A 20,495-nucleotide genomic window follows, 5' to 3' on the forward strand; every position below is an offset into this window, starting at 1 on the left:
TCGATGGGTCTATTTGACAAGCTATTTGGTGGTGGTAAAAAGAAAGTTTCCAAAGAAACTGTGGAAACCAGAGGTATGCATATGCCCGACCTAAATATCCCGGTTGATGAGAAGTTTACTATTCATTTTAAAAAGAATGGTGGTAAATTCATTTATTGCGATTCCTTTGATGAAGTTTCAGAAGCTTTAAAAAATATTATTGAAGAAAATCATTGGGAGGAACTGCCTTTCTTTGTAATGAATCCCCGCCTAAAAGAAAAATTTTATAAGGACAATTTAAAGTTTACAGATAAGGCAAACGATAGTGAAATTTTCTTTACTACCTGTGAACATTTGGTTGCCCAAAACGGGTCTATTTTAGTTTGCTCAAACCAGCTTAAAGAAAAGAAGCTTAACGAATTGCCAGATAATGTTATTGTTTTCGCCACAACCAGCCAGTTAGTAGGTACAATTGGAGAGGGTTTAAAAACAATCAAAAAGAAGTACAGACAAGTTATCCCTGCAAATATTACTACTATTAAACATTTTCAAGGAACTGAAGAAAATGCGAATGATTTTCTAACCTACGGTAGCAGCACAAAACACTTGTACTTATTACTTATGGAAGACCTTTAATATGAAAGAACTTCTTAGGCGATTATTGACGGGAGCTGTTTATGTAATTCTACTTCTTTCTGCCGTTTTTCTAAGTTCAGATGCATTTGACTTTCTTTTTATGGTTTTTGGTCTGGCATGTTTGTATGAATATAAAAGATTGGTATCTCTCAGGGGATACTATGTTTTTATAGCCTATTTAGGTCTATGGTGGGCTTATATTTATCTTATTGATGATAAAATATTGATCAATATGCTCATGCTTATAACTATCATTGTTGATCTTAGTTTGATCTATTACCTATTTTCTAAAAAGAAAAAAATCTACTATAATTACGAAAAATTTATTGTGGGTCTTTTCTATGTTGGTGGCGGATGTATTTTTTTGACAATGATCCCATATAAGGATAATGAATTTGCTAAATACCTCATTATGGGGATTTTTATATTAATTTGGGTAAATGATTCATTTGCCTATGTTGTGGGTAAGACTTTGGGGCGTACAAAACTATATCCGGCGGTATCGCCTAAAAAGACTGTTGAAGGTTCACTGGGAGGATTGGTTTTTACCTTGGGAGCCGCCTATATTATGGCAAATTATGAAGATATTGTAAACCCGGTACAATGGGTCATTCTAGCCGGAGTTATAGTGCTAACAGGAAGTTTAGGTGACCTTGTTGAATCTAAATTAAAAAGACAGGCTGGTGTTAAAGACAGTGGCGCCATTTTACCAGGACATGGCGGTATGTTAGATCGCTTAGATAGTTTAATATTTGCTGCCCCTTTTGCTTATTTAACTTTAATGTTGTTTTCATATGTTTCATAGAGAAGGCCAGAAAATTATACTGTCGACTTTTTTTAGCGTTGGTATTATTATTGTATTGGCTCACTTTTATATAGTTGAACCCTGGTTAAAGCATGCAGTTCAAATTTTAGCTTTAATCATTTTAGTTCTTATTCTCCAGTTTTTTAGAAATCCAAAAAGAATTATTAATAAAAATTTTAATGATATATTGGCTCCTGTTGACGGGAAGGTAGTTGCTATAGAGGAAGTAGAAGAAAAAGAATATTTTAAGGATAAACGTATACAAGTTTCCATCTTTATGTCACCAACCAATGTACATATAACACGGTATCCATCTAGTGGGGTCATCAAATACTCCAAATATCACCCTGGTAAATACCTTGTTGCCTGGCATCCAAAATCAAGTGAAGAAAATGAACGAACAACTATTGTAATTCATACCCCAAAATTTGGGGATATTCTCTACAGACAAATAGCAGGAGCAATGGCGAGACGTATTATAAATTATGCAGAGATAGGAGAAAACGTTCAACAGGGTGAAGATTCGGGCTTTATTAAATTCGGGTCCAGGGTAGATGTATTGTTACCCTTAGATAGTGCAATCACCGTAAAATTAAACCAGAAAGTCGTGGGTGCCCAAACCTGCATTGCCACAACTCCTCACAGGGATGAAGAATGAAAAATTATATAGCGATTTTTTAGAAGCAGTACGGCTTGTAAATGACTATAAGAAGCCTATACCAGCAGACTTATTATTAAAGTTATATGCCTATTACAAAATAGCCAATAAAAACTACAATAACCCTGGAAGTAAGACCCCATTAATAAATGCATTTAAGGCCAATGCCTTGATACAGGCACAGAATATTGATCGTGAAGAAGCCATGGCCCTATATGTGAATTTGGTTGAAAAGGTGATTGTTAACAAGAAATAAAGACTACTATTCATATAGATCTTCACAATCGGCTTTGCACAAATCATAAATTAGATTTCCTATTTTTAAAGATATATCTTCAAAGAATTGCTTACCCTTTTCCACGCTGGCATTTTCCGGATTCCCTACTCCGGTGTCCTCACTTATCTCTGACCATTTTCGCTCTGCCCATACCCAACCCTCTGTAAACGCTTTGATCTTAAATCCTTTAGATTTACCCTTCCCCCATTTATCTTTTGGTAATACTAATTCAGGTTTAAGATATAACATAAGACTTGTCTCCATTTCTTCCGCATGGTCGCCTTCATTTTCAAAATAATCTGATCTATTCATGGCCTGAAACCAATTGGAGAAACAAATAAACATATCCGGAAATTTTAAACCTAATTCTCTAACCAATGGCTTAAAATTATTTCCGCCATGGCTGTTAAAGATTAAAAGCTTATATATCCCCTGACGATTAAGCGTCTCTATAATGTCGTTTAAGATGGTCAGTTGAGTCGAGGGATTAAGATTTATATCAAGATAAATATCAGATTGCCCTGTATTTACCCCAAACGGAATTGTTGGTAAAACAATTGGTTTTGCACCCTTTTCCCATGCAATTTGTGCGGAGGCAGCAGCAATATAATCAGCCTCATAAATATCAGTGGCATAAGGTAAATGATAATTATGCGCTTCTGTTGCTCCCCATGGTAGTATAGCCAGTTCAAAATCGGCATCTTTAATGACTTCCCAGTTAGATTCGGCAAGTATGTATGGTCTTATCCCCATAATTTATTCTTATAAAACTGCATTAGCAGATAATGATTCTCTTTCTATATAGGTAAAATAAATACCCCCGATAATTGTAATAACAAAATACATTGCAACATAATAACCCCCTCCGGAAAATTGCGCATTAATACCAAACCAATCTCCCGTAATATATATGAGAAAAAGTCCAAGTACTCCCCGACATAGTTCTATCCATACAGCATTTTTGCTTCTATCCATTAGGGTAGTATATCCATATATTCCCATAAACACAAAGGCTCCAAATAAAAGTAAGCCATTGAAGCCTATTTCCGCATAGTTATAAAACATAAATAGCAATAATATTAAAGTAGCTAACATTTGAAAAATTACATACCCCTTAAAAGAAAAAGAAGCCTTTGTTTGATACCGTTGAAAATGATATACATCTTGAATTACACTTATCGGATAATTCTCTTTAACATCCGCTGGCCTCCATCCTGTAGGCATAAACCATATTTTTATTTTATCCAAATAGTTCTTTGTACGCCAGGCATCTTTAATTAAGCTCCAAATATGCTGAAAATTAATAAGTAGCGGATTCCAGGTACGAGCAGGCTTCAAAACTCCATATTGGGGTGGCACCTCTGCCAGTTCTTCCTGAAAAGTACCAAATAAACGGTCCCAAATGCATAATACCTGACCAAGGTTTTTATCAATATATTCCGGATTTATTGCATGATGAACCCGATGTTGAGACGGTGTGACAATTATATATTCTAACCATCCCATTTTTCTTATGTGCTGAGTGTGATACCAAAACTGGGCAAAAAGATGGATTGGCGCCAGAATTGCAATAACCTTTGTAGGAACTCCAAGAATTGCTGCAGGAATTAAAAAAAGAGGGAAATAGCCTATTAAATTAGAAACTGACTGTCGCAAGGCACATGCCAAATTAAATTCCTCACTACTGTGGTGTATAACATGTTGATTCCAAAAAAAGTTGATGTGATGGCTTAGGCGGTGATTCCAATAACCTGCAAAATCGATAACAATAAAGGCGATACCCCAAACTAACCAACTGGCTTTTATTTCTGTTAGTGCAAGGTGCTCCAATAAATAAGGATAACTTACGATTATGACCCCCAGACCAAGAGAATCCTTCAAAATATTAGTAAGACCGGAACTAATACTACTTACAGTATCCAGAACCTTGTGCTTCTGATTTTTAACAAAGTATCCGTAGAGAATTTCTATCCCCAATAAAAAAATAAAAAAAGGAATGGCATAAAGGAGTGCAGTTGCGTAAGATTCCATTTAAAAAAGATGCTTCACTCAAAGATAGAAAAATTCATCAATTAGAGGTATTGGTAAAATCGTCCTTTCTTTTAACTACTTATTTCGTGGGATATAAAAAAATTAAATTCTTCTCAAACAGCAATTCAACAAGCACTAACAAAACAGTCAAATTAAAACTAAGCATGTATCTATTAGTTGAAAGGACCAACCATTATATGGGCTCTATGAGTTCCTGGATCCATAAGCCATGGCATTCCGGGTGCATGCGGTTTACTGGGAAGTCCTGTGGATTCTGTTGTGGCAAATGGTGTGTAAATGACATAGCGAAACTTTCCGTCTTTTAGATCACCTGTAGTTTTATCATAATTTTCATCAGTTCCATAAAAAATATACATCATGCTAGGTTCTTTAGGCATTTTTATTTTCCCTGAAGCTATTTCCTCCCCTCTAATCTCTCGTTTTTCCTTAAAGTTTTTACCCTGAGCACTAAGTTCTCTCCCCCTGGCCATAAAGGGTTCAAGTTTCTTTGAATAGCAGCTGACACTAATACCTTCTTTGGTGGGGTCATCGCACAGGCACACCAGGTTATTGGTTCCTTCGCGCAACACTACCAATTTGCCTTGTTCATCATAGCCGTATACCATAGCATCTGCTCTATCTTCTTCAGGTGCTGGTAAGACGGCAGTATTTATTTGAATTTTTGCTGGCAATATCTTTAATTGGCCCTCTTGAGCCTCCAGGCATATAATAAATAGAAAGAAAAATGATATCAGTATTGGTTTCATCTAAATGTACTTTGTCTAAAGATAAACATCATCCGGGAAATCCTCAAATAATGACATTATTTACTTTAAATAACATATTATGATTGCTCCAAACTACTCAGGCTTTTTTCCAAGGTTTCAATTTTAGCCTCAGCGTCCTCTGCCTTCTTTTTTTCAATAGCCACAACCTTTTCAGGGGCATTATTCACAAACCGATCATTAGCCAGCTTTTTATTGACAGATTGTAAGAAACCCTTGGTATATGACAGTTCTTCCCGGATCTTCTTTATTTCTGCATCTACATCAAGTGTACCGGCAACGGGTACAAAATATTCATTACTTCTAACTCTAAATGACAATGCACCATCTACAGCCGTATGTACAGAAGTAATTGGCTCCACATTAGCCAGTTTTTTGATAACCACATCCAAGTCTTCAGTTATTCCTTCTTTATTTAACACGGAAAGCTCCAAAGTCTCTTTTAAAGGAATATTCTTCTCTTTGCGAATATTGCGAATGCCCGATATTACTTCTGCCGCTAAATCAAATGCCTTAATTTGTTCAGGGTCATAACTTTCTATTTCTGGCCAGCTAGCAATGACCAGGGCCTCAGAGGGCCTACGTTCTGAGATACGCTGCCATATTTCTTCCGATAGAAAAGGCATAAAAGGGTGTAGAAGTTTTAAATTATTCTCAAAAATAGCTATGATTGCTATGTAACTTTTCTGATCAATTGGCTGCTGATAGGCTGGTTTTACTATTTCCAGCAACCATGAGCAAAAATCATCCCAAACCAGTTTGTAAATAGCCATTAATGCTTCTGATATACGATATTTGCTAAAATGGTCCTCTATCTCCTCAAGCACTTGATTAAATCTGGCTGTATACCATTCAATTCCTTTTAAAGAGTAATCAGGTTGCGGTAGTTCGGCAATTTCCCATCCATTAACAAGACGAAAGGCATTCCATATTTTATTGGCAAAGTTTTTTCCTTGCTGGCAAAGAGCTTCATCAAATAAAAGGTCGTTTCCGGCTGCAGAACTTAGTAACAAGCCAACTCGCACAGCATCTGCCCCGAATTCCGAAATTAATTTAAGGGCATCAGGAGAATTACCTAAAGATTTAGACATTTTACGCCTTTCTTTATCGCGAACTATACCGGTTAGATAAACATTATCAAATGGTCTTTCTCCTCTAAATTCATAACCGGCCACAATCATCCTGGCTACCCAAAAAAATAAAATATCGGGTGCGGTAACCAGATCACTTGTAGGATAATAATAATTAACCTCTTTATTATCTGGTTCCATGATTCCACCAAAAACACTAATTGGCCAGAGCCAGGAAGAAAACCAGGTGTCCAATACATCTTCATCTTGTTTCAGATCTTCCGCAGCCAACCCAATATTTCCAGATTTATCTCTTGCTTTGACCAGAGCATCTTCTCTTGATTCTGCAACAACAAAATCATTTTCGCCATCTCCATAGTAATAAGCGGGTATGCGTTGTCCCCACCAAAGCTGCCGGGAAATATTCCAATCCCGAATATTTTCCATCCAATGACGATATGTGTTTTCAAATTTTCTCGGAAAAAAGTTCACTTCCCTCGTTTCTAGAACAGCAGTTAAAGCGGGCTTTGCTAAATTTTCCATTTTAAGAAACCATTGATCTGAAAGTCTTGGTTCTATAACAACTTTTGTTCGTTCGGAAGTACCAACTTTATTTACATAAGGTTCCACCTTTGTTAAAACACCTTTTTCCTTTAATTCCTTAACAATTGCTTTACGCGCTATGAACCGGTCCATCCCTTCAAAATGCATTCCAAAAGAATTTAATGATGCATCTTCGTTAAAAATATCTATGGTTTCAAGTTGATGTTTCTCACCAAGAAGCTTATCATTTTCGTCATGTGCAGGTGTCACTTTTAGACAACCAGTTCCAAATTCCATTGTAACATATTCATCTTCAATTATTGGAATTACCCTATTGCATATAGGAACGATTGCCTTTTTACCTTTCAAATTGCTGAAACGTTCATCGTTTGGATTGATACAAATGGCAGTGTCGCCCAGAATGGTCTCAGGACGTGTGGTTGCTATGGTGACTTTATCATCAGAACCTTCAATGGAATATGCGAGGTAATATAACTCGCCATTGCGCTCTTCATATATTACTTCCTCATCTGATAGCGTCGTTTTAGCTTGAGGATCCCAGTTTACCATACGATATCCGCGATAGATCAAACCTTTATTGAATAATTCAATAAAAACTTTAATAACGGACGCAGACATGTCTTCATCCATCGTAAATTTTGTGCGATCCCAATCACATGAACAACCTAATTTTTTAAGCTGTTCTAAAATTACACCCCCATATTCGTGTGTCCATTCCCAGGCATGAACTAAGAATTCTTCTCTTGAAATATCTTTCTTATCTATTCCCTGCTCCTTCAGTTTAGCTACAACTTTTGCTTCTGTTGCTATAGAAGCATGGTCTGTTCCGGGTACCCAGCAAGCATTCAGACCAAGCAGGCGCGCTCTTCTTATCAGCACATCCTGAATGGTATTATTCAACATATGCCCCATATGCAGAATACCCGTGACATTAGGTGGCGGTATAACTATGGTATAAGGCTCACGACCATCGGGCGTTGAATGAAAATAATTATTGGCCATCCAATAGTTATACCAGTGGTCTTCTACTATCTGAGGCTCATATTTTGATGGAATATCCATAATTTCGGTACAGTTTTTGTTTAATCCATACCGGTATCAAAAAATGATTATCACTAAAAATGTTAAACTTGCGATAATCACTTTAATTTTTACCGGATTGGAAATACGAAACAAAAATAAGTAACGTTAGAAGATAACAAAAGAATTTTGGATGTTGATACCAAAACATTTACATTTGAGATTCACCCAAAACCAAAAAGTAATGAAAAAAATAGTATTAATATTATTTGTAGGCCTACTTACATTAAGTGTAAACGCCCAGGATAAAGCGGCTAAGATCGAATTTAAATCGGAAACCGTTGATTATGGTGTAATCGAAAAAGGTAGTGATGGCGTTAGGGTATTTGAATTTACAAACACAGGAACAGCACCTTTAATTATAAGTAAAGTAAGTTCCAGTTGTGGCTGTACTATTCCTAAAAAACCTGAAGAGGCCATTTTGCCGGGTAAAACAGGAGAAATACAAGTTAAATATGACACTAAGCGAGTTGGACCAATTAGAAAAGCTATAACAGTAATATCCAACGCTGATACACCTACCAAGGTGTTAAAAATTAAAGGAGAAGTGAAAAGTGTAGACGGAAAATAAAAAAATTTGTATTATGATAAAAAAAACCGGAATGAAAATTCCGGTTTTTTTATTTAAATGCTTTTTTAAGCACAAATGAAAATAACAAATCCTTGTTGTATCTTTCTATAAGTACCTTTATGCGCTTTCCTTCTTTTTCATTGAGCATTTTCATGACTTCCTGAAGTTTATAACTATGAATGCGCTTACCATTTACTGCTAAAATAATGTCTCCCTCTTGTAAACCGGCTTCTTCTGCGGGGCTACCTGCTCTGATACCTGATACAATAATCTCGGGCACCAAACTAAGTCGGGTTTGGTTTTCCATTAGAATCTGCACATTTCCAAATGTTTTTTCACTATTCATAACAACACCTCTGCTATCTGCAATCCGATCTGCGATATATCGAACACCATTATGCTGTAATTGCAAACCACACATATTGTACTGGAAAGGAGCACTAAAATGTCTATTCTTTTTTAAGGTAATTTCTTTTGCAGGATAGTTAAAAACAATATTAAAGCGTTTAAGAATGGCCCCGCCAATACTACCATTTCTATTCCCCGTAATCACCGAGGTACTACTAAAGGTCTCCATATCAGGAAAAGCCGCTTTCGCATCCTTTAAAGCAAATTTTCCTAAATTAATTTTATTTACCTTGGTGCGTTTACCAAAAATGCTTCCATTCAATCCTTGACCCAAAAAATCCTGATAGTTTTGTTCAGGAATACCAAGTCCTTTTCCCTCATCCTTAAAGAGCCAAACCGAATCACTACTACCCGTATCAATTAAAAGTTTTACGGGCACATCGTTTGTCGTATTTAAACCAACACTTCCTTCAATATAAGCCTTGTTTCTTCTAATGGATAAAGGTAATGTCTGTGATTTAGTATTTTCTTTCTCTTTATAAAATTCAGGATCATGAAATTTAATATATTCCGAACTGTAATTAATTTCTACGACAAAATCTCGGAAAAGGTCATATCCAATGATTCCATGTATCGGGATTCCCAAACTTGGTGAGAAATTCATATCCTTGTCCAATACAACATATAATAATTGATTGAAATTCCTAATTTCCTCTAATTTGAAAAAATTGTCTTTTGAACTTAGCCCTTTAATTGGATCTCCACCACCTAGGCCGCTTATAGTAATTTCTGACACATTTTTTAATTGAATGGAGTCCTGGCCAGAGACATTAAAAAGAATAGGTTTACTCACCCCTGAATCCAAGATAAAGGACAACTTCGCCCCGTTAACTTCAATAGGTATGATTATAAGGTTATTGATTAATTTAAAATTAACCTTTTCAAATTTTTTACCATATGGCAACGCAAAACCTTGTGCTAAACCATAAGATGGAATCCACAGAATTAACAATAAAAATAAATTGAATATTTTACGCAACTTCCTAATAATTAGTTCAATATATCCTAAAGATATAAAATAATAATGAAAGTTTATAGTACTTTAACATTCCATTAGATGAACTGATAATATTTAACTTTATGTTGTTTTGTCCATAATGATTTCCCATTTTTGCTAAAATTTAGAATTCTATGCCAGCCATCTCAAGGAAGGGTCAATTAATGCCCGAATCCCCAATCCGAAAATTGGTTCCCTATGCGGAAGCTGCCAAATTACGAGGTGTTGATGTTATTCATCTAAATATTGGTCAGCCAGATATTAAAACCCCTAAACAGGCTTTGGATGCGGTCAAAAACAACACAATTGAAGTTTTAGCCTACAGCAGAACTGAAGGTTCCGAAATCTATCGTAAAAAATTAAGTGAATATTACAAAAAGCAAAAAATATACGTCACGCACAATGACATATTAGTGACAACCGGGGGATCTGAAGCTCTTACCTTTGCTATGGGAAGTATTGCTGATGCTCGCGATGAAATAATAATTCCTGAACCATTTTATGCCAATTACAATGGTTTTGCTACTGCCATGGGAATAAAAGTGACTCCTGTACTTTCGAGAATTGAAAACAATTTTGCACTACCTCCAATTGAGGAATTCGAAAAGCTCATTACAGATAAGACAAGAGCGATCCTTATATGTAATCCTGGAAATCCTACAGGGTATTTATACAATAAAACTGAAATTCAGAAACTGGCGTTGCTGGTAAAAAAATATGATCTTTTTCTGGTGGCAGATGAAGTCTATAGAGAGTTCACATACGATGGAAAAGAGCACTATTCCATATTACAGGAAAACGGGTTGGAAGAACACGCTATCGTTATAGATTCTGTTTCCAAGAGATATAGCATGTGTGGCGCAAGAATTGGTTGTCTTGTCTCAAAAAACGAAGAGATTATAAAAACAGCCCTAAAATTTGCCCAAGCCAGGCTTTCACCCCCTACATATGCCCAAATTGCCAGTGAAGCTGCTTTAGAAACACCACAGGAGTACTTTAAGGAAGTAATAGAAGAATATGTAGAAAGGCGTGATCTGCTAATAACTGAATTAAATAATATAGATGGTGTTGTTGTCGGTAGGCCTCACGGCGCATTTTACTGTATAGCGCAATTACCTATAATAGACGCAGATCATTTTGCACAGTGGCTTCTGGAGAAATATGATTTAAACGGTGAGACTGTCATGGTTGCACCGGCTGCAGGATTCTACGCAACCGAGGGAATGGGTAAAAATCAGATACGCATTGCTTATGTTCTTAAAAAAGAGCGTTTAATAAAAGCAGTGCAAATATTAAAAGAAGCACTTAAAACCTATAGGGCTTTGTGAAAATACAGCGTAATATATCTTTGAAGAAGTATAATACTTTTGGTATTGAAGCCCTGGCAAGCCATTTCGTAGAAATAACTACAATCCAGAATCTCCAAGAAGTACTTCAACTAAAGAGTTACCCGAAAAAACTTGTGTTAAGCGGCGGAAGTAATATGCTAATAACCAATGATCTAAATGCATTAGTTATGCATATTAACATCAAAGGAATTACAATACTGTCAGAAGATGAAAATCACGTAATCCTAAAGATTATGGCAGGAGAAAACTGGCATGAATTAGTAATTTGGACGATTAATCATGGCTACGGAGGGTTGGAAAATCTATCACTAATTCCAGGAAATGTAGGCACCTCACCCATACAAAATATAGGCGCATACGGGGTTGAACTTAAGGATTGTTTTGAAAGCTGTGAAGCCATGGATGCTGCTACTCAGCAGCTCATCACTTTTTCTAAGTCTGACTGCCAGTTTGGCTATAGAGATTCCATTTTTAAGAATGAAGGGAAGGGTAAATACATTATAACGTCGGTAAATTTAAAATTAAATAAACCGCCACATAATCCAAATACCTCCTATGGTGCAATTGAAACTGAATTGAAAGAAAATAAGATTGACCACCCTTCAATCAAAGATGTTTCCAATGCTGTAATTGCAATTCGTAGAAAGAAACTCCCAGACCCAATTAAATTGGGCAACAGTGGAAGTTTCTTTAAAAACCCAGTTATAACAAAAGAGAAGTTTATTACTTTTTTGGAGAATAATCCTGAAGCTCCTTTTTATAAAATTTCAGAAACTACTTATAAAATACCTGCCGCATGGCTTATTGAACAATGCGGATTTAAAGGTAAAAGATTTGGTGATGCCGGGATTCATAAGAACCAGGCCTTGGTCCTGGTGAACTATGGAGGAGCAAGTGGACAGGAGTTACTACTATTAGCAACTAAAATTCAGGATGCCGTATTAGCGCGATTTGGCATCGAAATTAACCCTGAAGTAAATATAATTAGCTAAAAAGAATAGTAAAAAGTCATAAAATAACCCCCGAGAAAGAATTCACGGGGGTTATACCAAACCAAACTAACCAAAAATTAAATGTACAATAACCAGTTGCACATTTATCTAATTAAAATTGAGAAAACGCTTTCTTAACAATCAATTTTATAATTTAGCGTTTACACTATATACGGGTCAGAATAATATTTTGGATGCTTTCTTTCCGAATTATTTGATGTCGTTAATCTAATATGAGTTCACTACTTGAAAAACATATTGTTGAATTGTTGCACGAGCGCAATGAGAAGGCTATTTCATTGCTGTATGAACATTATGGCGATACACTTTACGGGGTTGCTTTTAAAGTAGTTAGAGATTCAGAACTGGCACAGGATGTATTGCAGGAGAGTTTTGTTAAGATCTGGAAAAAATCTGACTCTTATGATTCCTCGAAAGCAAAATTATTTACATGGCTCTTCAGGATAACAAGAAACACGGCCATTGACAAGCTACGTAGCGTAAACACCAAATCTGATAAGGAAATCCAAATTGATATTTCAGACGTATATAATCTAGGAATAGACAGTATCAGACCCGAGTTCATGGATGTCAAAGAGAACATGGAGAAGATAGAAGATAAATATCAAGTGGTGTTGGATGCCTTGTTTTTTCAAGGCATGACACAACAAGAAGCCAGCGACGAATTAAATATTCCGTTGGGAACTATCAAATCCAGGTTAAAAATTGGACTAAGAGAACTTAAAAAGATTTATGGAAATTCTATGATACTTTTGCCCCTATTAACTTTAATGTCATGAAAGAAAAAATACGAATATTTTTAGATACTGATTTACTTGAAAAGTATCTATTGGGAACTACCACTCTTGAAGAATCAATGCAAGTGGAACGATATATAGCAATGTATCCTAAAGTCAGGAAGACCTATGATGAGTTGCAAGCTAATCTTGAAACATTTGCAAAACTATATGCCCTTAAAACCCCGGAAGGTCTTAAGGCCAAGATCCTAAATAGGGTTAAAGCACAGAATACAGGTAGAAGAAAGTTTCAAAGATATGCGATTGCTGCAAGTATAACGGCTTTACTTTTTGCTGGATCATCTTATTTCTTTTGGAATCAAAACCAAAATTTACAAGATGAAAATGTCATCGTAAATAATAAGATCAGAACCTTAGAAGAAGATATGAAAGAACAACTGGAAGATGTAAGAAACCAGTTTATAGTTCTAAATAATCCTCAGACTAAAAAGTATGCCGTAAATGGGAATAAAAAGGCAAAGGAATTAAAAGCTGTGGCCTATATTAATCCTGTTAAAAAACTTTCCTATATTAACGTTAGGAGTTTACCTAATTTGCCTGATAACCAATGTTATCAGATGTGGGCTGAAGTTAATGGTGAAATGGTCAATCTGGGGGTAATTAAGAATGTTGATGATAAAGATCACCTCAGACCCTTACCTTATGCGGAAAACGCAGTTGGTTACATAACTATAGAACCTCAAGGCGGAAATGACACTCCTACGGTTCAGAATATTGTAGCCAATATTTCTTATTGAGATACCAATGATTTGTAGAATATACAGCCCCTTTTAGGGGCTTTATTTTTGTATCTTTGTGAAAATTTTCTTTATGATGTTAATTTTACTTACTATAGGTCTTCTTGCACTGGCATTCGCAGGCATTGCAATTAAAATATGGTCTAGAAAAGATGGTAAGTTTGCCGGTACTTGCGCTAGTCAAAATCCTTATCTTAATAGCGGTGGAGAAGCCTGCGGTTATTGTGGTAAACTTCCCGACGAGCAGGAATGCAGAAAAGAGGCTTCTGCAAAATCACAATAACATTTAGTTTACCTTTAGGTTTATTAAAGAGCAAGGTTTGGATAAAACTGACGAAACACTCCAGAGTACTATTGAACTGGCTAAGGCGGGTAATCAGATTGCATTTAGTAGTTTACTTGACACATTCTGGAATGATGTATATGGTTTTCAATTAATTCGGACTGAAAATGAAAATGATGCCGAAGATATAACGATACAAACTTTTTCCAGGGCTTTCGACAAATTAGATTCATATGACTCTGCTTATGAGTTTAAAACATGGCTAATCACTATTTCAAAAAACTTGCATGTAGACCTCATAAGAAAAAGAAAAAGGAATGTTCTTGATGGCACAGATAGTGGCAATAACGAGGCCATAAAAAAGGTTCTTGATGATGCCCCAACTGCCGAGGATCAACTAATCACCGATCAGAATCTCGCAAAGCTTCTTCAAAATATTAAACAATTAAAGCCGCATTATCAAAAAGTCATTAATCTTCGGTATTTTAATGAACTATCCTATACAGAAATTGCCAAAGAATTGGGAGAACCAGTGAATAATGTTAAAGTAAAATTGCTCCGGGCAAAAAAATTATTAGCAGAAATCATCAAAAGCAAAAGATAGTTTTTTGCCAGTTAAGTTTTTGCAAAATATTTGAGCCCTTTTCCAATAGCTTTTGTTTTTCTATTTGGTCGTATATTTGTTTAAAATTTTTCTATGAGCGTTGAAACTATTTCCCATATACAACCGCCTAAAGGCAAACCAAAATGGTTAAGAGTTAAATTACCAACAGGGAAAAAATATACGCAGCTAAGAAGTCTTGTTGATAAATATGATTTGCATACCATATGCACTTCTGGTAGCTGCCCGAATATGGGGGAATGTTGGGGAGAAGGCACAGCTACTTTCATGATTTTAGGAAATATCTGTACTAGATCCTGTGGGTTTTGTGGTGTGAAAACTGGCCGGCCCGAGAATGTGGATTGGGAAGAACCCGAAAAAGTAGCGCGTTCCATAAAGATTATGGGTATTAAACATGCTGTAATTACTTCTGTAGACAGGGATGATCTTAAAGATATGGGGTCTATTATATGGTCGGAAACTGTAAAAGCTATAAGAAGAATGAATCCGAATACTACATTGGAAACCCTTATCCCTGACTTTCAGGGACATGGAATTCATTTGGATCGTATTGTAGATGTTGCTCCCGAAGTTGTTTCTCATAATATGGAAACTGTTAAAAGACTAACGCGTGAAGTTAGGATTCAGGCAAAATATGAGCGTAGCCTTAATGTACTGCATTACCTGAAAGAGCAGGGTGTTAAACGAACCAAGTCTGGAATTATGTTGGGTCTGGGAGAACTTGAATCTGAAGTTATCGAGACCATGGAAGATCTTAGAAATGCCAAGGTTGATGTGGTTACTATTGGACAATACCTTCAACCTTCTAAAAGGCACTTGCCTGTAAAAGAGTTTATTTTACCCGAACAATTTGCCAAGTACGAGGAATTAGGGCTTAATATGGGATTCAGACATGTTGAAAGTGGAGCTTTGGTTCGGTCTTCCTACAAAGCACATAAACATATTCATTAAAGAGTTTATAGACATTTTTTATTCCAAAGATTTCTTAAGAAGAAATTTAGTTTAGCACGAATATCCTTCCATAAACTATGCGCTTAGAGGTGCTATTTTATGTTAAAAAGGCAGTGATTATTCATTAAATAAATGATACTTTTAAAAGATTTTCCTAAAATGACCTAAAAAACAGCCCTTTTTATAGGAAAGAACCTATAGTTTCTATTCAAATAAACAATAGTTGTTTATCCTAGACGTTTGATTCAAAGGTGAGGTTTATTAAACATTTATTATAAAATTCCAAATATTAAAAAGTAAACAGTGTACATCAAAAGAATTATGTGTTTTATTAACTTCTTTGCTAAATAAAAAGTCATTTGAGATTTTTTTTACAACATATAATAATTCCCAAGGCATTTTTCTTATTCGTATTTATGTCTTACTTTCCTGTTGTCATGGCCCAAGAGCGGACAAATCAGGTAAATGCCTTAGATACTTTTTTTAATGAAACCAGGACTTATAAAAACCAGAACAAAATAAATCTTGCGCTGGAATCCTTAGATAAAGCTGCTGCTTTGGCCGAAGAAACAGAAGACGAAAAGGCCCTTGTAGATTGTTATAACAAATTCGCATTGCTTTACATGGAGCTGGATAAAAGAGAAACAACCCTTTTTTATTGGGATCGTGCAACAGTTCTGCTGAATGATCTGGAATATCCATATGGCCATGCAGTTCACAAATACATAGAATCTATTTTACTCTATGACAGCGGTAATAACTTTCAGGCCATTTTCATGCTAAATGAATCAAAGCAGCTTAGTAATGACCGTAATCTTCTCAACAACATATTATTGTTGGAGGGCAATATATTCCTCACTATAGAAAAATATGAAAGTGCAGCATTAAATTTTAATTCCCTTGTGGTAAATAATGATGTATTTGAAAAAGAATCCTTAATGGCAAGGTCACACCTGGGATTAGCAAAATTATATATTAAAACTCAAGACTATGATGAAAGTATTAAAAGTGGGGTTAGTGCTTTAGAAATCGCTGAGGCAAATAACTTCTCCAAAGAGGAATTTGAAGCTAATGAAATCCTGGGGCAGGCTTATGAAAATAGAGAAAAATACAATCTCTCTCTTGTTCATAACAGGAATCTTTTAAAACTAAAAGATTCTGTTTTCACCATAGAAAAAATTAAGGCCGAAGCCAAAACAGCCGATAGGATTCAATTTGAATTCATGTCGGAAGAAATTAAACGTCAGGATACTAAAATAGAGGAGTTAAATGAATCCCGGAACAGATCGGAAATTACTGCTATCCTAACCTCGGCTTTTTTAACTATTATTTCTTTATTAGCAGTATCGCTATTCAGGAACAATCAGATTAAGTTAAAGACCAATGATCTTCTGCAAACCAAAAACAGGCAGCTTCAAACTGCCAGAGATGCTGCAGTTCAGGCTATGGAAGCCAAAACAAACTTCCTGTCTACCGTAAGTCATGAATTGAGAACACCGCTATATGCCGTTACCGGTTTGGCGCATCTCTTATTGGAAGAGAACCCAAGCGATAATCAAAAAGAACATCTAAAGTCTTTAAAGTTTTCGGGAGATTATTTACTAAATTTTATAAATGATATCCTGCAAATAAATAAAATAGATGCCGACAAACTGGAGCCCTTAAATATGGAATTTAATCTGAAGAAAGTGCTTGCAGACGTAATAAGCTCTTTACAGCAAAGTGCTAAAGAAAATAAAACAAAAATTATCTTAGATTACGACGAGGCTATTCCTAAACATTTAATGAGCGACCCTATTAAATTATCCCAGATATTTATGAATCTGGTTGGTAATTCATTAAAGTTTACAAAAAATGGAGAAGTACATGTAATAGCCAAACTCCTGAAAAAGGAAGAGGAAGAAGTGACTATATATTTTGAAGTCAAGGATAATGGAATAGGTATTTCAATTGAACAACAGCAAAATATCTTCGATAGTTTTGAACAAGGCTCAATTCAAATTAACAGGGAATATGGAGGTACTGGCCTTGGCCTTACTATTGTAAAGAGTTTGTTAGGTCTTTTTGACAGTAAAATACAGCTTAAAAGTACTTTGGGCCAGGGAAGTTCATTTTTCTTTGAATTAGACCTTAAAAGTAAAGAAAGTGTTGTAGATGACATTCCTTTTGAGATAACCCAAAAAGACTATGATTTAAATGGCCTTCATGTACTCGTTGTTGAAGACAATAAGATAAATCAGGTCATAACCAAAAAAATGTTGGAGAAAAGAGGTATTAGCTGTGAAATTGCCGGAAACGGAAACACGGCAGTGGAAATGGCTAATTCAAGTCAATACGACGGCATACTAATGGACATCCATATGCCTGGAATAAGTGGGGTTGAAGCTACCATTCAGATTAGAAAATTTGATTCTGACACGCCAATTATAGCGCTTACCGCAATATCCCTAGATGACAGTTTAGAAAGTTTCTATGCAGCAGGATGTAATGACGTAGTTACTAAACCTTTTAAACCAGAAGTGTTTTATCAAAAAATTGGTGAAAACATACTTGAACATAAATTAAAGAAATCAGTATCCTAATTTTTCAAGGCTTTTTATAAGAACTACGTCTCCTTCGCTTAAAAATCGATGTCGGACAGAAATATAGTAAAGATTATCTACGCTATCCTTCAACCGCATATAGTCCTTCTCTGTTGTCAGTATTAAAGGTTTGGAATTAAAAAAATCAATCTCTTTCCTGGAAAAATAATGATGATCTCTGTACTGATGATGATCAAAAGTAATGTCTGCACTTCTTAGAAAATCAATCAAAGGTTTGGGGTTGGCAATTCCTGTTACTAAGTTGACTTCTTTATTTTGTAAACCATGGAGTGATATTTTCTCTTTTTTTCCTTTTAAATTAATGTCATATTCCAAAGTGCAGAATAATACCTTTTGATCTTTTCTAGGATTCAGCTTGCGTGCGATTTTCAATTGACTTTCATCATTAAGATCTGGGGGACATTTAGTCACAACAATTAGATCTGCCCGTTTGGATGAACTTTTATTGTCTCTTAAATTTCCTGTAGGTAAGTACCAGTCATTGGTGTATAATTTTCCGTAGGATGTCAATAAGATTGAAAATAGTGGCTTCACTTTTCTATGTTGGTATGCGTCATCTAAAAGTATAAGATTTGGATGCCTCGAGGTCTCAAGCAGTTTAATACCCCTGATTCTATCCGCATCTACCGCCACTGAAACCTCAGGAAACTTAGAATATATCTGCAAGGGCTCGTCTCCAATTTCTTCAGCCGTACTTGTTGTTTGGGCCAAAACAAAACCCCTGGTTCTTCTTTTGTATCCCCTACTCAAAACTGCAAGCTTTGAACCTGCTGATAAATGACTCAATAGCCATTCTATCATTGGTGTCTTTCCAGTACCCCCTGTACTTAAGTTTCCTACGCTAACAATTGGAGTTTTAAATTCTGTAGATTGTAAAATACCTGAATCATATAAAACATTCCTAAAATATACCACAAGGGCATAGATTAAAGAAAATGGGAAGGCTAGAATTCTTAGCAGTTGCATAGGAACGAAAATATAATATTTTATCTTTGATGCACGCACTTAACTTTAAAACATACTATTAAATTATACCCAATTGTATTAATTTTAATTTGTTTAAGATTAGTGCTAAACGAGATTAAATTGAATGTTCTTGAAGATTACCTTAAATTTTATAAAGGCTTTATCATAAATTCTATTAATAGACAAGGCTTATTCTAATAGCCATAAATTTTTAAATATGAAGGTTAAAGATGTTGCTGAAATACTTGAAGAATTGGCCCCTCTGGAATATGCTGAGGATTTTGATAATGTTGGGCTTCTTGTAGGTGATCTGGACATGAGTGTAACTAATATTCTTGTTACTCTTGATTCACTTGAAAATGTAGTTGATGAAGCAATAAGCAAATCATGCAATCTGATCATTAGTTTTCATCCTATATTATTTAAAGGTCTTAAAAGTCTTACCGGCTCTAATTATGTAGAACGTGCCGTTATAAAGGCCATTCAAAATAATATTTCCATTTATTGCCTGCACACCGCCCTCGACAATGCAATTGAAGGTGTTAATGCCAAAATCTGTGAAGTTTTAGAGGTAAAAAACACACGGATTTTAGTCCCGCAACAAGGAACCATAAAAAAATTAACCACTTATATACCTAGAACACATTCCAAAGTTCTATTGGAAGGTCTATTTAAAGCTGGTGCAGGAAGCATAGGAAATTATAGTGAATGTAGCTTTACAGTAGATGGCACAGGTAGTTATAAAGCTGGTAGGAATGCAAATCCGGTAAAGGGAAAAAAGGGTGAACTGCATTTAGAAGAAGAAACACAGATCAATGTTACTTTTCCTAAAAGCAAAGAAAAAAGTGTTTTGACGGCTTTATTTGAACATCATTTATATGAGGAGGTAGCATACGAAATAAACACCCTAGAAAATGTTGATTCCCAAATTGGTATGGGAATGATAGGTGAATTGGAATTACCTCAAGCTGAAAAAGACTTTCTAAATATCATAAAAAATAAAATGAATGTGTCCTGTATAAAGCACTCAGATTTTTTAGGTAAAAAAATTCATAAAGTAGCAGTTTTAGGAGGAAGCGGTGCCTTTGCTATTACCGCGGCAAAAAAATCTGGTGCAGATATTTTTATTACATCGGACATAAAGTATCATCAGTTTTTCGAAGCTGAAAACAAAATACTTCTTGCAGATATAGGGCACTATGAAACTGAGCAGTTTACAAAAAATTTATTGGTAGACTATCTTACAAAAAAAATGCCTAATTTTGCAATCTCGTTATCGGAGAGTATTACAAATCCTATCAAGTATTATTAAA

The 20,495-nt window shown here is 35.4% G+C and carries 20 protein-coding genes; 14 read left to right on the forward strand and 6 right to left on the reverse strand.

Going from position 1 to position 20,495, the window contains the following annotated elements; genetic code table 11:
- The first annotated feature begins 3 nt into the window (after positions 1-3).
- Genes ABJH90_RS04405 through ABJH90_RS04420 form a run of 4 tightly spaced genes read left to right on the forward strand, consistent with a single transcriptional unit; the run spans position 4 to position 2,334 of the window.
- Positions 4-615, forward strand: coding sequence for an LUD domain-containing protein (locus tag ABJH90_RS04405; RefSeq protein WP_348136911.1), 612 nt, complete (start codon positions 4-6; stop codon positions 613-615).
- Position 616: 1 nt separating this feature from the next.
- The gene (locus ABJH90_RS04410) at positions 617-1,420 is read left to right on the forward strand and encodes a phosphatidate cytidylyltransferase (protein WP_348136913.1); all 804 of its coding nucleotides are present in this window, start codon (positions 617-619) and stop codon (positions 1,418-1,420) included.
- Entirely contained in the window at positions 1,410-2,078 is a 669-nt protein-coding gene (locus ABJH90_RS04415) for a phosphatidylserine decarboxylase family protein (RefSeq protein ID WP_348136915.1), read from the forward strand. Before ABJH90_RS04410 ends, ABJH90_RS04415 begins: the two co-directional genes overlap by 11 nt.
- Positions 2,068-2,334, forward strand: a complete 267-nt coding sequence (locus tag ABJH90_RS04420) for an acyl-CoA-binding protein (protein ID WP_348136917.1) — start codon at positions 2,068-2,070, stop codon at positions 2,332-2,334. Before ABJH90_RS04415 ends, ABJH90_RS04420 begins: the two co-directional genes overlap by 11 nt.
- Before the next feature lie 6 nt (positions 2,335-2,340).
- On the opposite strand, the gene ABJH90_RS04425 is transcribed toward ABJH90_RS04420, so the two are convergent.
- From ABJH90_RS04425 to ABJH90_RS04440, 4 genes are all read right to left on the reverse strand, one after another.
- Positions 2,341-3,108, reverse strand: coding sequence for a creatininase family protein (locus ABJH90_RS04425; RefSeq protein WP_348136919.1), 768 nt, complete (start codon positions 3,106-3,108; stop codon positions 2,341-2,343).
- A gap of 9 nt (positions 3,109-3,117) precedes the next feature.
- The gene (locus tag ABJH90_RS04430; RefSeq protein ID WP_348136921.1) at positions 3,118-4,386 is read right to left on the reverse strand and encodes a sterol desaturase family protein; all 1,269 of its coding nucleotides are present in this window, start codon (positions 4,384-4,386) and stop codon (positions 3,118-3,120) included.
- A gap of 173 nt (positions 4,387-4,559) precedes the next feature.
- Positions 4,560-5,153 (reverse strand): hypothetical protein, encoded by a 594-nt coding sequence (locus ABJH90_RS04435; protein WP_348136923.1) that lies wholly within the window; start codon positions 5,151-5,153, stop codon positions 4,560-4,562.
- Positions 5,154-5,230: 77 nt separating this feature from the next.
- Positions 5,231-7,867 carry a valine--tRNA ligase gene (locus ABJH90_RS04440; protein WP_348136924.1) on the reverse strand — a complete coding sequence of 879 codons (2,637 nt, stop codon included), beginning with the start codon at positions 7,865-7,867 and terminating at the stop codon, positions 5,231-5,233.
- Between the two features lie 202 nt (positions 7,868-8,069).
- Here ABJH90_RS04440 and ABJH90_RS04445 point away from each other — a divergent pair, with 202 nt between their 5' ends.
- On the forward strand, positions 8,070-8,456 hold the full coding sequence (locus tag ABJH90_RS04445) for a DUF1573 domain-containing protein (protein ID WP_348136926.1): 387 nt from the start codon (positions 8,070-8,072) through the stop codon (positions 8,454-8,456).
- Positions 8,457-8,505: 49 nt separating this feature from the next.
- Here the strand turns inward: ABJH90_RS04445 and ABJH90_RS04450 are convergent, their stop codons facing one another.
- Entirely contained in the window at positions 8,506-9,843 is a 1,338-nt protein-coding gene (locus ABJH90_RS04450; protein WP_348136928.1) for an aspartyl protease family protein, read from the reverse strand.
- Between the two features lie 152 nt (positions 9,844-9,995).
- Between ABJH90_RS04450 and ABJH90_RS04455 the strand changes: the two genes are divergently transcribed.
- The 8 genes from ABJH90_RS04455 (at position 9,996) to ABJH90_RS04490 (ending at position 18,195) form a co-directional block, all read left to right on the forward strand.
- Positions 9,996-11,189, forward strand: a complete 1,194-nt coding sequence (locus ABJH90_RS04455; RefSeq protein WP_348136930.1) for a pyridoxal phosphate-dependent aminotransferase — start codon at positions 9,996-9,998, stop codon at positions 11,187-11,189.
- On the forward strand, positions 11,186-12,202 hold the full coding sequence (gene murB, locus ABJH90_RS04460; RefSeq protein ID WP_348136932.1) for a UDP-N-acetylmuramate dehydrogenase: 1,017 nt from the start codon (positions 11,186-11,188) through the stop codon (positions 12,200-12,202). Before ABJH90_RS04455 ends, murB begins: the two co-directional genes overlap by 4 nt.
- Before the next feature lie 233 nt (positions 12,203-12,435).
- On the forward strand, positions 12,436-13,002 hold the full coding sequence (locus ABJH90_RS04465; protein WP_348136934.1) for an RNA polymerase sigma factor: 567 nt from the start codon (positions 12,436-12,438) through the stop codon (positions 13,000-13,002).
- Positions 12,999-13,757, forward strand: a complete 759-nt coding sequence (locus ABJH90_RS04470; RefSeq protein WP_348136936.1) for an anti-sigma factor — start codon at positions 12,999-13,001, stop codon at positions 13,755-13,757. Before ABJH90_RS04465 ends, ABJH90_RS04470 begins: the two co-directional genes overlap by 4 nt.
- Positions 13,758-13,830: 73 nt before the next feature.
- The gene (locus tag ABJH90_RS04475) at positions 13,831-14,040 is read left to right on the forward strand and encodes a membrane or secreted protein (RefSeq protein ID WP_348136938.1); all 210 of its coding nucleotides are present in this window, start codon (positions 13,831-13,833) and stop codon (positions 14,038-14,040) included.
- Between the two features lie 37 nt (positions 14,041-14,077).
- Complete coding sequence (locus tag ABJH90_RS04480; protein WP_348136940.1) at positions 14,078-14,644, forward strand: sigma-70 family RNA polymerase sigma factor; 567 nt, start codon at positions 14,078-14,080, stop codon at positions 14,642-14,644.
- 93 nt (positions 14,645-14,737) lie between these two features.
- Positions 14,738-15,613, forward strand: coding sequence for a lipoyl synthase (lipA, locus tag ABJH90_RS04485; RefSeq protein WP_348136942.1), 876 nt, complete (start codon positions 14,738-14,740; stop codon positions 15,611-15,613).
- A gap of 416 nt (positions 15,614-16,029) precedes the next feature.
- Positions 16,030-18,195, forward strand: a complete 2,166-nt coding sequence (locus ABJH90_RS04490; protein ID WP_348136944.1) for a response regulator — start codon at positions 16,030-16,032, stop codon at positions 18,193-18,195.
- Here ABJH90_RS04490 and lpxK read toward each other — a convergent pair.
- Entirely contained in the window at positions 18,184-19,182 is a 999-nt protein-coding gene (gene lpxK, locus ABJH90_RS04495) for a tetraacyldisaccharide 4'-kinase (protein ID WP_348136946.1), read from the reverse strand. The two genes, ABJH90_RS04490 and lpxK, sit on opposite strands and share 12 nt — an antisense overlap.
- Positions 19,183-19,399: 217 nt before the next feature.
- Here lpxK and ABJH90_RS04500 point away from each other — a divergent pair, with 217 nt between their 5' ends.
- Positions 19,400-20,494: a Nif3-like dinuclear metal center hexameric protein gene (locus ABJH90_RS04500; RefSeq protein WP_348136948.1), complete on the forward strand. Its 1,095-nt coding sequence runs from the start codon at positions 19,400-19,402 to the stop codon at positions 20,492-20,494.
- Position 20,495 lies beyond the last annotated feature (1 nt).

The organism is Eudoraea sp. (assembly GCF_039969275.1).
In the GTDB taxonomy this organism is placed as follows: domain Bacteria; phylum Bacteroidota; class Bacteroidia; order Flavobacteriales; family Flavobacteriaceae; genus Eudoraea.

Coding starts and splice junctions, on each gene's coding strand:
- ABJH90_RS04405 (WP_348136911.1), top strand. CDS start 4: ATGGGTCTATTTGACAAGCTATTTGGTGGTGGTAAAAAGAAAGTTTCC.
- ABJH90_RS04410 (WP_348136913.1), top strand. CDS start 617: ATGAAAGAACTTCTTAGGCGATTATTGACGGGAGCTGTTTATGTAATT.
- ABJH90_RS04415 (WP_348136915.1), top strand. CDS start 1,410: ATGTTTCATAGAGAAGGCCAGAAAATTATACTGTCGACTTTTTTTAGC.
- ABJH90_RS04420 (WP_348136917.1), top strand. CDS start 2,068: ATGAAGAATGAAAAATTATATAGCGATTTTTTAGAAGCAGTACGGCTT.
- ABJH90_RS04425 (WP_348136919.1), bottom strand. CDS start 3,108: ATGGGGATAAGACCATACATACTTGCCGAATCTAACTGGGAAGTCATT.
- ABJH90_RS04430 (WP_348136921.1), bottom strand. CDS start 4,386: ATGGAATCTTACGCAACTGCACTCCTTTATGCCATTCCTTTTTTTATT.
- ABJH90_RS04435 (WP_348136923.1), bottom strand. CDS start 5,153: ATGAAACCAATACTGATATCATTTTTCTTTCTATTTATTATATGCCTG.
- ABJH90_RS04440 (WP_348136924.1), bottom strand. CDS start 7,867: ATGGATATTCCATCAAAATATGAGCCTCAGATAGTAGAAGACCACTGG.
- ABJH90_RS04445 (WP_348136926.1), top strand. CDS start 8,070: ATGAAAAAAATAGTATTAATATTATTTGTAGGCCTACTTACATTAAGT.
- ABJH90_RS04455 (WP_348136930.1), top strand. CDS start 9,996: ATGCCAGCCATCTCAAGGAAGGGTCAATTAATGCCCGAATCCCCAATC.
- ABJH90_RS04465 (WP_348136934.1), top strand. CDS start 12,436: ATGAGTTCACTACTTGAAAAACATATTGTTGAATTGTTGCACGAGCGC.
- ABJH90_RS04470 (WP_348136936.1), top strand. CDS start 12,999: ATGAAAGAAAAAATACGAATATTTTTAGATACTGATTTACTTGAAAAG.
- ABJH90_RS04475 (WP_348136938.1), top strand. CDS start 13,831: ATGATGTTAATTTTACTTACTATAGGTCTTCTTGCACTGGCATTCGCA.
- lipA (WP_348136942.1), top strand. CDS start 14,738: ATGAGCGTTGAAACTATTTCCCATATACAACCGCCTAAAGGCAAACCA.
- ABJH90_RS04490 (WP_348136944.1), top strand. CDS start 16,030: ATGTCTTACTTTCCTGTTGTCATGGCCCAAGAGCGGACAAATCAGGTA.
- lpxK (WP_348136946.1), bottom strand. CDS start 19,182: ATGCAACTGCTAAGAATTCTAGCCTTCCCATTTTCTTTAATCTATGCC.
- ABJH90_RS04500 (WP_348136948.1), top strand. CDS start 19,400: ATGAAGGTTAAAGATGTTGCTGAAATACTTGAAGAATTGGCCCCTCTG.